General features: G+C 37.4%; 14 protein-coding genes. All 14 read left to right on the top strand.

All coding sequences use genetic code 11. The features are described from left to right. The first annotated feature begins 18 nt into the window (after window positions 1–18). The 14 genes from atpA (at window position 19) to fabZ (ending at window position 12,922) form a co-directional block, all read left to right on the top strand. Window positions 19–1,539: a F0F1 ATP synthase subunit alpha gene (gene atpA / locus FEU33_RS14290; protein ID WP_146550156.1), complete on the top strand. Its 1,521-nt coding sequence runs from the start codon at window positions 19–21 to the stop codon at window positions 1,537–1,539. Between the two features lie 53 nt (window positions 1,540–1,592). Then, window positions 1,593–2,453, top strand: a complete 861-nt coding sequence (atpG, locus tag FEU33_RS14285; protein ID WP_146550155.1) for an ATP synthase F1 subunit gamma — start codon at window positions 1,593–1,595, stop codon at window positions 2,451–2,453. Between the two features lie 48 nt (window positions 2,454–2,501). Beyond that, window positions 2,502–3,917: a F0F1 ATP synthase subunit beta gene (gene atpD / locus FEU33_RS14280; protein ID WP_146550154.1), complete on the top strand. Its 1,416-nt coding sequence runs from the start codon at window positions 2,502–2,504 to the stop codon at window positions 3,915–3,917. A gap of 24 nt (window positions 3,918–3,941) precedes the next feature. Further along, on the top strand, window positions 3,942–4,346 hold the full coding sequence (locus FEU33_RS14275; RefSeq protein WP_146550153.1) for a F0F1 ATP synthase subunit epsilon: 405 nt from the start codon (window positions 3,942–3,944) through the stop codon (window positions 4,344–4,346). Window positions 4,347–4,508: 162 nt separating this feature from the next. Further along, a complete protein-coding gene (locus FEU33_RS14270) occupies window positions 4,509–4,754 on the top strand; it encodes a DUF1146 family protein (protein ID WP_146550152.1) in 246 nt (81 codons plus the stop codon). Between the two features lie 458 nt (window positions 4,755–5,212). After that, a complete protein-coding gene (gene murA / locus FEU33_RS14265) occupies window positions 5,213–6,511 on the top strand; it encodes a UDP-N-acetylglucosamine 1-carboxyvinyltransferase (protein WP_146550151.1) in 1,299 nt (432 codons plus the stop codon). Between the two features lie 155 nt (window positions 6,512–6,666). Next, complete coding sequence (gene spoIID / locus FEU33_RS14260) at window positions 6,667–7,677, top strand: stage II sporulation protein D (protein ID WP_146550150.1); 1,011 nt, start codon at window positions 6,667–6,669, stop codon at window positions 7,675–7,677. Window positions 7,678–7,687: 10 nt separating this feature from the next. Then, entirely contained in the window at window positions 7,688–8,353 is a 666-nt protein-coding gene (locus FEU33_RS14255) for a M23 family metallopeptidase (RefSeq protein WP_243881201.1), read from the top strand. Between the two features lie 83 nt (window positions 8,354–8,436). Further along, entirely contained in the window at window positions 8,437–8,718 is a 282-nt protein-coding gene (locus FEU33_RS14250; protein WP_146550148.1) for a sporulation transcriptional regulator SpoIIID, read from the top strand. 246 nt (window positions 8,719–8,964) lie between these two features. Continuing rightward, a complete protein-coding gene (mreB, locus tag FEU33_RS14245; protein WP_146550147.1) occupies window positions 8,965–9,966 on the top strand; it encodes a rod shape-determining protein in 1,002 nt (333 codons plus the stop codon). Window positions 9,967–10,340: 374 nt separating this feature from the next. Beyond that, window positions 10,341–11,180 carry a flagellar hook-basal body protein gene (locus FEU33_RS14240; protein ID WP_146550146.1) on the top strand — a complete coding sequence of 280 codons (840 nt, stop codon included), beginning with the start codon at window positions 10,341–10,343 and terminating at the stop codon, window positions 11,178–11,180. Between the two features lie 114 nt (window positions 11,181–11,294). Further along, window positions 11,295–12,134, top strand: a complete 840-nt coding sequence (locus tag FEU33_RS14235) for a flagellar hook-basal body protein (protein WP_146550145.1) — start codon at window positions 11,295–11,297, stop codon at window positions 12,132–12,134. A gap of 27 nt (window positions 12,135–12,161) precedes the next feature. Beyond that, the gene (locus tag FEU33_RS14230; RefSeq protein WP_146550144.1) at window positions 12,162–12,449 is read left to right on the top strand and encodes a DNA-directed RNA polymerase subunit beta; all 288 of its coding nucleotides are present in this window, start codon (window positions 12,162–12,164) and stop codon (window positions 12,447–12,449) included. Between the two features lie 26 nt (window positions 12,450–12,475). Continuing rightward, window positions 12,476–12,922 (top strand): 3-hydroxyacyl-ACP dehydratase FabZ, encoded by a 447-nt coding sequence (gene fabZ / locus FEU33_RS14225; RefSeq protein WP_146550143.1) that lies wholly within the window; start codon window positions 12,476–12,478, stop codon window positions 12,920–12,922. The last annotated feature ends 116 nt before the right edge of the window (window positions 12,923–13,038 follow it).

The following is a 13,038-nucleotide window of genomic DNA, read 5'->3' as shown; positions in this document are numbered from 1 at the left end:
ATTTGAGAGGTGACAAACGTGGGCATCAAAGCTGAAGAAATCAGTGGACTTATTAAAAAACAGATGGAAAATTACCAATCTGAATTGCAAGTTAGCGAAGTCGGTACAATCATCACTGTTGGTGACGGTATCGCTCGTGCTCACGGCCTAGACAACGTAATGGCTGGAGAATTATTAGAATTCTCTACTGGTGTTCTTGGTATGGCACAAAACCTAGAAGAAAATAACGTTGGTATCGTTATCCTAGGCCCAGCTAAAGGCATCAAAGAAGGCGATGAAGTTCGTCGTACAGGTCGTATTATGGAAGTACCAGTCGGTGAAGAACTAATTGGTCGTGTTGTAAACCCACTAGGTTTACCAGTTGATGGACAAGGTCCAATCAATACTACTAAAACTCGCCCTGTCGAAAGCCCTGCTTTCGGTGTAATGGCTCGTAAATCAGTTGATACACCATTACAAACAGGTATTAAAGCAATCGATGCTTTAGTTCCAATCGGTCGTGGTCAACGTGAATTAATCATCGGTGACCGTCAAACAGGTAAAACATCTGTTGCAGTCGATGCAATTTTAAACCAAGCTGACCAAGATGTAACATGTATCTATGTTGCAATTGGACAAAAAGAATCAACCGTACGTAGCTTAGTTGAAACTTTACGTAAAAACGGTGCTTTAGATTATACAATCGTTATTACTGCAGGCGCTTCTTCTCCAGCACCATTATTATACTTAGCTCCTTATGCGGGTGTATCTATGGGTGAAGAATTAATGCTTCAAGGTAAAGACGTATTAATCGTATATGATGATCTTTCTAAACAAGCAGCTGCTTATCGTGAACTTTCATTATTATTACGTCGTCCTCCAGGTCGTGAAGCTTATCCTGGTGATGTATTCTACTTACACAGTCGTTTATTAGAACGTGCTGCTAAATTGAACGAATCTTATGGTGGCGGTTCAATCACTGCTCTTCCATTCGTTGAAACACAAGCAGGGGACATCGGTGCTTATATTCCAACAAACGTAATCTCCATCACTGATGGACAAATCTTCTTACAATCTGACTTATTCAACTCAGGTGTTCGTCCAGCAATCAACGCAGGTCTTTCTGTATCACGTGTTGGTGGTTCAGCACAAATCAAAGCAATGAAGAAAGTTGCTGGTACACTACGTCTTGACTTAGCTGCTTACCGCGAACTTGAAGCATTCGCTGCATTTGGTTCTGACCTTGATGCCGCTACTAAAGCGAAACTTGAACGTGGTAAACGTACAGTAGAAGTGTTGAAACAAGATCTTAACAAACCAATCAAAGTTGAAAAACAAGTTGTTATTTTATATGCATTAACTAAAGGATTCTTAGATGATATCCCAGTTCAAGATATCGTTCGTTTTGAACAAGAGCTATATGCTTGGTTAGATGTTAATGATGAAAATGGCGCCGGCGTTTTAAATCAAATTCGCACTACTAAAGGTCTTCCATCTGATGAGGATTTAGCTTCAACAATCAATGCTTTCAAAAAAACTTTCGCTTCTTCAGCTGAGTAAGATGGCATAGTTTTGTGAATTTTAAAATAAAACTGTAAGGTGGTGAAATACCAGTGGCATCATTACGTGAAGTAAAACAACGTATTAAATCTACAACTAGTACTAGTAAGATTACGAACGCTATGCAGCTCGTGTCATCCTCAAAAATGTCACGTGCTGAAGCAAATGCGAAAGCCTACGTTCCATATATGGATAAAATTCAAGATGTTGTTGCCGCAATCGCAGCAGGTACACCAGATGGTTCACATCCAATGTTGATCGCTCGTCCTGTGAAAAAATCTGCTTACTTAGTGATCGCTTCCGATCGTGGTTTAGCAGGAGCATACAACTCAAATGTTATTCGTGCAGCACTAGATGGAATGGATAAACGCAATCAAACAAAAGATAATGTTGTTATTTTTGCAGTTGGTCGTGTAGTTAGTGATTTCTTTAAAAAACAAGGTTTTAACGTAGTTGATGAAGAAATTGGTCTTCCTGACCAACCTTCATTTGCAGATATTAAACAAATTGCTCGTAAAGCTGTTGGTATGTTCACAGATGGTACTTATGATGAACTTTATATGTACTATAGTCACTTTATCAGTGCAATTTCTAACGAACCAACGGAGAAAAAAGTACTTCCAATTACTGATCTTACTCCAACAAGCACTGTAACAGCTTCTTATGAATTCGAACCATCAGGTGAAGCAATTCTAGAAGTGTTATTACCACAATATGCGGAAAGCTTGATTTATGGTGCGTTACTAGATGGTAAAGCGAGTGAACATGCTGCACGTATGACAGCAATGAAGAGCGCTACAGATAACGCTCATGACTTAATAAATGATTTAACAATTCTGTATAACCGTGCACGTCAAGCGCATATTACACAGGAAATTACCGAAATCGTTGGTGGAGCTGCAGCCTTAGAATAGGCTCTCCCTAACCTTTTGTAATTAGTTTGATAGGAGGGAAATACAAGTATGAACACAGGACACGTTCTTCAAGTAATGGGTCCAGTTGTCGATGTACAATTCGATAACAACACATTACCAGATATTAATAACGCGCTAACTGTAGAAATCAAACGTCCTAATGAAGATGCTGTAACACTTACATTAGAAGTAGCTCTTCATTTAGGCGATAATGCTGTTCGTACCATTGCAATGTCATCTACAGATGGCTTACAACGTGGCGCAGAAGTAACAGACAAAGGTGCTGCAATTTCAGTACCAGTTGGTGAAGTAACATTAGGTCGTGTATTCAACGTACTAGGTGATACAATCGACTTACAAGATCCAATCTCAGCAGATGCTCGCCGTGACCCAATTCACCGTGAAGCACCTCAATTCGAAGAACTTTCAACAAATGTTGAAGTACTTGAAACAGGTATTAAAGTAGTAGACTTATTAGCACCATATATCAAAGGTGGTAAAGTAGGATTATTCGGTGGTGCCGGTGTAGGTAAAACTGTTTTAATCCAAGAATTGATCAACAACATTGCTCAAGGACATGGTGGTATTTCCGTATTCTCTGGTGTTGGTGAACGTACTCGTGAAGGAAATGACTTATTCTATGAAATGAGCGATTCAGGTGTTATTAATAAAACAGCGATGGTATTCGGTCAAATGAATGAGCCACCAGGTGCTCGTATGCGTGTAGCCCTAACTGGTCTTACAATGGCTGAATATTTCCGTGATGAAATGGGACAAGACGTTCTATTATTTATCGATAACATTTTCCGTTTCACTCAAGCAGGTTCAGAAGTATCTGCCTTACTAGGTCGTATGCCTTCTGCCGTTGGTTACCAACCAACACTTGCTACTGAAATGGGACGTTTACAAGAACGTATCACTTCTACAAACAAAGGTTCTGTAACATCTATTCAAGCTGTATATGTACCAGCCGATGACTATACTGACCCGGCTCCAGCTACAACATTTGCTCACTTAGATGCTACAACCAACCTTGAACGTAAACTTTCTGAAATGGGTATCTACCCAGCTGTTGACCCATTGGCTTCAACTTCTCGTGCATTATCACCTGAAATTGTGGGTAAAGAGCACTATGATATTGCTCGTCGAGTTCAAGCAACATTACAACGTTACAATGAATTACAAGATATTATCGCTATCTTAGGTATGGATGAATTATCTGATGAAGATAAATTGATTGTAGCACGTGCTCGTCGAATTCAATTCTTCTTATCTCAAAACTTCCATGTAGCTGAACAATTTACAGGTCAACCAGGATCATATGTACATGTAAAAGATACAGTTCGTGGCTTTAAAGAAATTCTTGAAGGTAAATACGATAAATTACCTGAAGATGCATTCCGTCTTGTAGGTACAATCGAAGAAGTTGTTGCGAAAGCAAAAGATATGGGCGTAGAACTTTAATACTAGGGACTTGGAGGAAAAAATATGAAGACGACTGTAGTCAACATTGTCACTCCCGACGGCCCAGTATACGATTCAGAAGTTAGCATGGTTATCGTAAAAACTGTAACTGGTGAAATGGGTATTCTGCCTGGACATATTCCAACAGTTGCTCCTTTAGTAGTTAGTGCTGTTCGTCTAAAAAAAGACAATAACACGGAAGTCGTATCAGTAAGTGGTGGCTTTGTTGAGATTCGTCCCGATAAAGTTACTATTTTAACTCCTTCTGCAGAACTTGCCGATAATATCGACATTGCTCGAGCAAAAGAAGCAGTTAAACGTGCTGAACAACGACTTCAAAGTAAACAAGATGACATTGATTTCAAACGTGCAGAACTAGCTTTAAAACGTGCGATGAATCGTATCAACGTTAAAGAGGGTAACATCTAAGTAGTGGATTAACTGTAAAGCGAGCAGAATTTTATTTCTGCTCGCTTTTTAAAATAGGGCTGTTAAGTCTTGGTTGATCAGTAAAAAGTATTTACTTAAGTAAAATCAGATAAACAACAGTATTTCTAAACAGAACCTTTAAATAAAAAATGGGGGAAAAGTATGGAATCAATATCATTTGGAATCGGACAAAATGCTCTAGTAAGTACCTGCTCACATATTTTCTTTATCGCTATAACATTTTATGCATTACAAGCACTCATGTATGAAAAGGTTTTTAAAAAAAATCATGTTTTTCAAATTCAACTTTTACTTATTTTATTAAGTATCGCGATTGGATCAACTGTATCCAATTTTTTCATTGATATTTCAACATGGTCAAGACAATTACCATATTTATTCAATTAAATATATGCTGTATGCAAAAGAAATAACGGCACAAACTTATTGTACAAACATTAACAAAATTAATCAGCACTTTGGTAAATTTTATATTACAATAAGGGTATGTGCGTTTTTAAACACATTATGTGTTTATATTATTTCTTTTGCATATAGCATAACCATTGCCCAGGAAATATTTTGGTGAAACTTGTTTAATTTTCTCAAGAATTGTGTTTCTTCATAACGAAGAGAAACAGAAATTTACTAACACACTTCTAGCATTTTAACGTAATATAGTATTACTATAGTTATTTATTCGTAGAAATTTAAAATAGTGTAATCGGTTCTTGTCAACAACATGAAAAACAGGTATTATGTAAGTTGTTTTGTTACTAATTATTGACATTGATCAACTAAAAAAAGAATTTTATGAGCTGAAATATAAGAGAGAGTTATTTAGATTAAGTTCGGAGGGACATATTGTGGAGAAAATTGTTGTAAAAGGCGGCAAGGTTTTACACGGAATTGTAAAAGTAGAAGGAGCAAAGAATGCAGTTCTACCTGTTCTTGCAGCATCATTATTAGCATCTGAAGGAAAAAATATCATTAAAAACGTGCCGAACTTGGCAGATGTTTATACAATTGATGAGGTCTTAAAAAGTTTGAATGTACACCTCACATTCTCAAGCGAAGAAAATACTGTTGAAATCGATGCATCTAACCAAATATCATCTGAAGCACAATTTGAATATGTGCGTAAAATGCGTGCATCTATTTTAGTAATGGGGCCACTTTTGGCGCGTAACGGTTATGCAAGGGTTGCAATGCCTGGTGGATGTGCTATTGGCTCTCGACCAATTGATATACATTTAAAGGGCTTTGAATTAATGGGGGCAAAAATTTCTACAGGACATGGTTATGTCGAAGCCTCAACAGAAGGACGTTTAAAAGGTGCTAAAATTTACCTTGATTTTCCTAGCGTAGGTGCCACTGAAAATATTCTTACAGGGGCAGCGCTGGCAGAAGGTACAACAATTATTGAAAATGCCGCAAAAGAACCTGAAATAGTGGATCTAGCTAATTTCATCAATGAAATGGGCGGAAAAGTAGTTGGTGCTGGTACAGATACCATTCGTATCGAAGGTGTTGAGAAATTATATGGTACAACACATTCAATTATTCCTGATCGAATTGAAGCTGGAACATTTATGGTAGCTGCTGCTATTACTGGTGGAGATGTCTTAATCGAAAATGCAGTGCCTGAACATATGACAGCACTTATCGCCAAAATGCGAGAAATGGGTGTTGAAATCGAGGAAGAAGTAGCAGGTTTACGTATTTGTGCAACACATCCTTTAAAGGCAGTAGATGTAAAGACAATGCCACATCCCGGATTTCCAACAGATATGCAATCACAAATTATGGCTTTGATGCTTGTAGCACAGGGAGCAAGCGTTATTACAGAAACCGTTTTTGAAAATCGATTTATGCATGTCGAAGAGTTCCGTCGAATGAATGCGAATGTAAAAATTGATGGACGCTCCGTTATTATCGATGGTCCATGCAAGCTACAAGGCGCAGAAGTAGCTGCAACCGATTTACGGGCAGCAGCCGCATTGATTCTTGCAGGATTAGTTGCAGAAGGCATTACATGTGTTTCTGAACTAAAACATTTAGATAGAGGATATGTCGATTTCCACAAAAAGCTGGCCGCTCTAGGTGCGGATATTGAACGTGTCTCATCTGAAGAAGTATTCGAAAAAGAGCTTCAACCAAATTAGTCGTTATGGAGGTTTATACAATCCAATCGTTTGATCGAACCCACTACATACTTATGTTTGCAGTGGGTTTTTATATTCAAAAAGCATAAAAATTTTTTACGATAAAATTGAAAGAAACCAATCATAAAAAACATTCCGATAGCATACCTTTGAATATGAAAAAAATACACCTCTATATTCTAATTTTTATAGCTATCTTATTCATATTGCCCACTTTTTTTGCGATGGACAAGGAGTATGTGTCAATTCCGACCTCTGGTACTGTGGCAAAGGGACAGAGAGAGGAAAATACAGTAAAGGACGAAGAATGCAATATCCAAATACAAATACAAGGAGAAAAAAAGGCATACTCACTGGAAGAGTATCTCGTTGGGGTTGTAGCTGCAGAAATGCCTGTTTCCTTTGATTTAGAAGCATTAAAGGCACAAACTATTGCTTCACGCACATTCGCCTTAAAACGAACGAATTTAGGCGAAAATTCGATAGAGCCAAATGTCTCAGCTCAGGCTTTTGCTGACGAAGCACAAAGAAAGAAAGATTGGGGAAAAAACTTTGAAAAAAATGAAAAGAAAATTCGAAAAGCTGTACAAGCAACAAAGAGACAAGTATTAGTTTATCAAGATGAGTTGATTACGGCTATGTTCTTTTCGACTAGTAACGGCCAAACTGAAAGTGCGAAAAGTTATAGTGGTCATTCCATTCCTTATCTACAATCTGTCACAGTTCCAACTACTGAAAAAGAATCTCCAAGATATGAAACTAATTACAATTTTACGCTACAACAATGGAATACAGCTTTCCAACAGCAATGGACAAAAGCGCAAATACAAAATATCCAAATCTCTCATAATAATTCAGGAAGAGTTGAAACCATTAAATCAGGAGATTTTAAATGGTCTGGTAGAGAAGTACGTGAAAAGCTTCAGTTGGCTTCTACAGATTTTACGATTAAATGGAATGCTGAAAAGAAAATTATTCAGGTCAAAACGACGGGTTATGGTCATGGTGTAGGGATGAGTCAATACGGTGCCAAGGCACTTGCAGAAAAGGGGGCCACTGCAAAAGAGATCTTGCAACATTTCTATCAACACGTAAAAATAGAAAAACTAAAAAAATCTTCTTCTCTATGTTTAAACTCTCAAGCTATTGACAACAATAGCAAATGAGGTGATGAAAATGAGAGAGGATAATAAGCAAAAACCTACTCCACAAAAAACAAATGTTACAAAACAACGCTGGTTTTGGCCAGTAATCTATGCAAGCTTTTCCATTCTTTTAGTTGCAGGTGTTTGGGGTTATTCAGCATTAACGAACTCTCCTAAAGAGACAGGGACTAGCCAATTGACAGCTACTAATGATAATAACGAAAGTCCAACAGTAGAAACAAACGCAACTGCCGAGTCCGTGAAGTATCCGTTCAAAGAAGCACTTTTAAAAGATGCAAAGGTAATCCAGGACTACTATGATGTTGAAGCAAACGAACAGTCTAGAGAAGGTGCATTGTTGGTATTTAACCAAACCTTTACGACTAGTGAAGGTATTGCTATTTCAGTTAACGGTGAAGGCTTCGACGTACTTGCTGCTCTTAGTGGAACAGTAGAAGAAGTAAAAGATGATGCATTTGTTGGAAATGAAATTACAATATCCCATTCTAACGGTATGACCACTAAATACAGTTCTGTTGGTGATATTGCAGTTAAAAAAGGCGATAAAGTAGATCAAGGGCAAGTGCTTGGTAAAGCGATATCCAATGAATACAATCCAAATGCTGGTACACATCTTTATTTTGAAGTAATGCAAGAAGGTAAACACATCAATCCAAAAAGTTTACTTGCATTTTAGATAATTCGGCTGTCTAGGTTCTAAGCACAAGGTTTTAGACATAAGGTGAAGAAACGTTCGTACATTGTGGAAAGGAAGAGAATGTGCACGAACATATTCGCAATCGATGTCTAAAACTTGGTTTAATGCTTAAAGAGTCGCAACAGACTGTGAGAGCTTTAGCTCAAAAAACTGGATATTCCAAGAGCACGATTCATAAGGATCTCACTGAAAGATTGTCACAGGTAAACGAGGAATTAGCGAAAGAGGTAAGCGAAATTTTGGCTTACCACAAATCCATCCGGCATATTCGTGGTGGAGAAGCGACACGCCAGAAATGGCTTTCACGCAATACAGAAAAAAAGACACCTTCGCAGATTGATTAGCGGGTGTCTTTTTCTATCTTTTATTTTAAAAGAAGATTGCTAACACGATTTTGTTTTCCATATCCATTCCATTTTGTTAAAAATTGATATAGAAAAATATTATGTGAAAATTCTTACGATATATACAAAATTGCCTACAAATTAAAGAAATATTAGATGTAATTAACTCAGTGCTATGTTAAAATATTCTAGATACATATTCATTACTATAGGCAGATATTGATACACAAAGAAAGGGGAAAATACATGTTTTCTAAAGATATAGGGATCGATTTAGGAACAGCAAATGTACTCATTCATTTAAGAGGAAAAGGGATTGTCCTAAATGAACCATCTGTTGTAGCGATTGACAAAGATACAAAAAAAGTGCTAGCTATTGGTGAAGAAGCTCGTAGAATGGTCGGTAGAACACCCGGAAACATTATTGCGATTCGTCCATTAAAGGATGGAGTTATTGCTGATTTTGATGTAACAGAATCAATGTTAAGGTATTTTATTAATAAATTAAATATTTCGGGTTTTATGTCTAAACCGCGTATATTAATCTGCTGTCCTACAAATATTACCAGTGTTGAACAAAAAGCGATCCGTGAAGCTGCTGAAAAATCAGGCGGTCGAAATGTTTTTTTAGAAGAAGAACCAAAAGTAGCGGCAATTGGTGCTGGAATGGAGATTTTCCAACCAAGTGGGAACATGGTCATCGATATTGGTGGAGGTACTACCGATGTTGCGGTGTTATCAATGGGGGATATTGTAACATCTGAATCCATCAAAGTAGCCGGGGATTTATTTGATAATGATATTTTGCAATACATCAAAAAGAATTACAAGTTATTGATCGGTGAACGTACTGCAGAAAATATTAAAATTTCTATTGGGACAGTTTATCCTGAAGGTCGAGATGAAAGTATGGAAATTCGTGGACGTGATCTCGTTACAGGGTTGCCTCGAACAATTGAAATTCACTCAAATGAGATCGAAAAGGCATTACATGAATCAGTGGCTCTGATTGTTCAATCTGCCAAGAACGTACTTGAAAAAACACCACCAGAGCTATCAGCAGATATTATTGATCGCGGTGTGATGGTCACAGGTGGCGGAGCATTATTGCATGGTTTAGATCATTTATTAACAGAAGAATTGAAAGTACCTGTATTTATCGCAGAAAATCCTATGAACTGTGTAGCGGAAGGAACAGGCCTTATTTTAGAAAATATTGATAAAGCACCAAAACATCGAAAAAAATAGCCGAAATAATATAAAAGGACCTATATAGACAAAGATTTTAAATGAACAGACGTGTTGATCAGGAAAAAACTAGGATGATTATATGAGGCGTAATATTAGAAAATCCCCTGTATAGTTCCATGCATATTGATCGGAGTGGAGGATTTACTTGAGTCCTTGGAAACGTATGCGCATTTCCTTCGTAGGGTGCCCGCTTAGTAAAGTCCATTCAATGTCCTGTGGGAAAAGCGAGCAATCTGTAGTGGAAATCAGCCAATCATCTCTATCTTTGCGAATACATATAGACTATCAATCAACACACCTATTAAATTAGTATTGTTATATAAACGAACGCTTGCTTTTTAAATTTTATTTTTATTGAAAGGGTGAAATCGATGTTTCGTGGTTTTTATACAGTTGCTTCGGGTATGATCGCTCAACAACGTCGTACAGAACTTTTATCAAACAACATTGCAAATGCGAATACTCCCGGCTATAAAGCAGACCAATCGACGATTCGCTCGTTTCCAGAAATGCTCTTATCACGTATTACAAAAAGTGGACCTGCAAATGTGGAAAACGGCTTTGAAGGTAGCTCATCAAAACAAATCGGGGCGGTTGGGACAGGTGTTTATATGCAAGAGACATTACCTGATTACTCCCAAGGGCAAATTACAGAAACAGAATTACCTACAGATGTAGCCTTAATAGATGGCAATCTGCCTGTTAATAATGCAACAGGAAAGCCAGGCGCGATCTTCTATCGTTTACAAGATCCTACTGGTGGAGAAGCGTATACTCGTAACGGGAATTTTACATTGGACGCAGCAGGTAATTTAGTAAATGCACAGGGGTATTATGTGCTGTCAGACCAAGGTGAAAAGATTACTTTACAAAGTGATGATTTTCAAATTACAGAAGATGGTTATATTACAGAGAATGGTCAACGAGTAGCACGTCTAGGTGTATCTTATTCAGCAAATCCAGATACATTGGCAAAACGTGATACGGGTTTATTTTATACAAGTGACGAGCAACCATTACCATCAGCTTATAATGTAAATAACGTAAGTTTTTCATTAAAACAAGGCTTCATAGAACGTTCAAATGTTGATGCAGCCCGTACGATGACAGATATGATGACAGCTTATAGAGCTTTCGAAGCAAATCAGAAAATACTTCAAGCATATGATAGAAGCATGGACAAAGCTGTAAATGAAGTTGGAAAGGTATAGTCCTTTCAGCAGTTGTCATAGCTTCTGAAAGGCAAAGGCAATTTTAAATGGAAAGGTAATTATGTCAAGGCTTTTTGATTGAAGTATTTTAAGGTTACTTAGGAGGTATACTGAATGATACGTACTATGGTTTCAGCAGCAAATACAATGTCCCAGCTACAACAGCAATTAGATACCATTGGTAATAATATGGCAAATAGTAATACACATGGATTCAAAGCGAAAGAAGCTAAGTTTGGTGAGTTACTGTACCAAGAATTTAAAAATGATAAACAAGATAAAACAAAACGTCAATCACCAGTTGGTATCCGAATCGGGGTTGGTGCTCGTCTGGCACAAGCACAAATGAACTCAAAACAGGGTGGCATTCAACAAACGAATCGTTCACTCGATTTCACTTTTACAAAAGAAAAACAATATTTTAATATATTAATGCCGGATGATAATAATGGTACAAAAACGGTTTATACAAGACAAGGTAATTTTTATCTTTCCCCATTAAATAATGGTAATGTAATGCTAGTCAATGGAGATGGTTATCCAGTTGCAGATGCCAATGGTAATGCTATTGTATTAAAAGATAATGCGAAAGACTTTGCTGTTACAGCAGACGGAACGCTAAATGTTCGGTATAATGATAATACGAGTGCTAACATTCAAATGGGTGTCACGCAGGTTAAAAAACCTCAGCTAATGGAGCACATCTCGGATACGTACATTGGATTACCTGATAATTTCAATCAACTTGGTGTTGCACAAGCCGATGTTTTACAAAACTTGCAAGGTGCAAATCGAAACCAAGTAGCCATGCAAAATGGTGGTCTTGAAATGTCTAATGTGGATATTTCAAAAGAAATGACAGAGCTTATCAATACACAACGCTCCTATCAATTCAATGCACGAACGATCACAATGGCTGATCAAATGATGGGGCTCGTTAACGGAGTAAGATAAGTAATTGTTTATAGAGGAGAACAAGTAATGGCAAATAATTCAACAGAAAAGAAAACTGAAAACCAATCTTCACCACGTACTCGCCAAGAAGCCAAGCAGAATAGAAAAGTAGTAAATGAACGTGTAGGAAGAAATTGGATGACAACAGGAATATTTTCAATCGGTTTTAAGCTTATCATTGTTGTTGTTTTACTTGTCGTTGTCGCGATTACTGGCTCTATGGTTGGGTATAGCATAATTGGAAATGGCAAGCCTCTAGCTGTTTTCAATCCATCAACATGGCAACATGTGTTTGATATTATGAATGGCAAATAATCCATATAAGCAGTAGGAGGAAGAACATGCTAACTGCAGATCAAATTCAAAAAATATTACCGCATCGTTATCCTTTTCTTTTAGTAGATCGTATTACTGAAATAGAAGAAGGTAAACGAGCTGTAGGGATAAAAAACGTTTCTATCAATGAACCATTCTTCACCGGTCATTTTCCTGGTTATCCAGTCATGCCGGGTGTACTAATTATTGAAGCAATGGCGCAAGTTGGTGGTGTAGCGCTCTTGAAATCGGAAAAATTTCAAGGTCATTTAGCATTTTTGACAGGTGTTGATCATGCACGTTTCAAACGTCAAGTAATCCCTGGAGATCAACTCCAAATTGAAGTTGAATTCACAAAACTTCGTGGAGTAATGGGCAAAGGTCATGGGAAAGTAACAGTAGATGGCGAGCTTGTCAGTGAAGCCGATATTCTGTTTGCTATTGGACCAGCTCAACAAAACGAAGACAAATAAATCTTTAAAACAAACCATTTCGGACATACTAGTCTGAAGTGGTTTTTCATTTTAGATCTTGTTTAATAATGCTGTTGTCGCTTTTTATTGATGGAAAATCCTACAAAAGAACACGA

It is taken from the genome of Rummeliibacillus suwonensis (genome assembly GCF_007896435.1).
GTDB classification, from domain to species: domain Bacteria; phylum Bacillota; class Bacilli; order Bacillales_A; family Planococcaceae; genus Rummeliibacillus; species Rummeliibacillus suwonensis.
Note: the sequence above shows the minus strand (reverse complement) of the source record. Positions and strands in the feature narration are given on the sequence as shown.

What these genes read in the sequence shown, in the direction of transcription:
- spoIID (WP_146550150.1), top strand. Translation starts at nt 6,667, where the DNA reads ATGAAAAAAATACACCTCTATATTCTAATTTTTATAGCTATCTTATTC.
- FEU33_RS14235 (WP_146550145.1), top strand. Translation starts at nt 11,295, where the DNA reads ATGATACGTACTATGGTTTCAGCAGCAAATACAATGTCCCAGCTACAA.
- fabZ (WP_146550143.1), top strand. Translation starts at nt 12,476, where the DNA reads ATGCTAACTGCAGATCAAATTCAAAAAATATTACCGCATCGTTATCCT.
- atpD (WP_146550154.1), top strand. Translation starts at nt 2,502, where the DNA reads ATGAACACAGGACACGTTCTTCAAGTAATGGGTCCAGTTGTCGATGTA.
- mreB (WP_146550147.1), top strand. Translation starts at nt 8,965, where the DNA reads ATGTTTTCTAAAGATATAGGGATCGATTTAGGAACAGCAAATGTACTC.
- FEU33_RS14270 (WP_146550152.1), top strand. Translation starts at nt 4,509, where the DNA reads ATGGAATCAATATCATTTGGAATCGGACAAAATGCTCTAGTAAGTACC.
- FEU33_RS14230 (WP_146550144.1), top strand. Translation starts at nt 12,162, where the DNA reads ATGGCAAATAATTCAACAGAAAAGAAAACTGAAAACCAATCTTCACCA.
- FEU33_RS14275 (WP_146550153.1), top strand. Translation starts at nt 3,942, where the DNA reads ATGAAGACGACTGTAGTCAACATTGTCACTCCCGACGGCCCAGTATAC.
- FEU33_RS14240 (WP_146550146.1), top strand. Translation starts at nt 10,341, where the DNA reads ATGTTTCGTGGTTTTTATACAGTTGCTTCGGGTATGATCGCTCAACAA.
- FEU33_RS14255 (WP_243881201.1), top strand. Translation starts at nt 7,688, where the DNA reads ATGAGAGAGGATAATAAGCAAAAACCTACTCCACAAAAAACAAATGTT.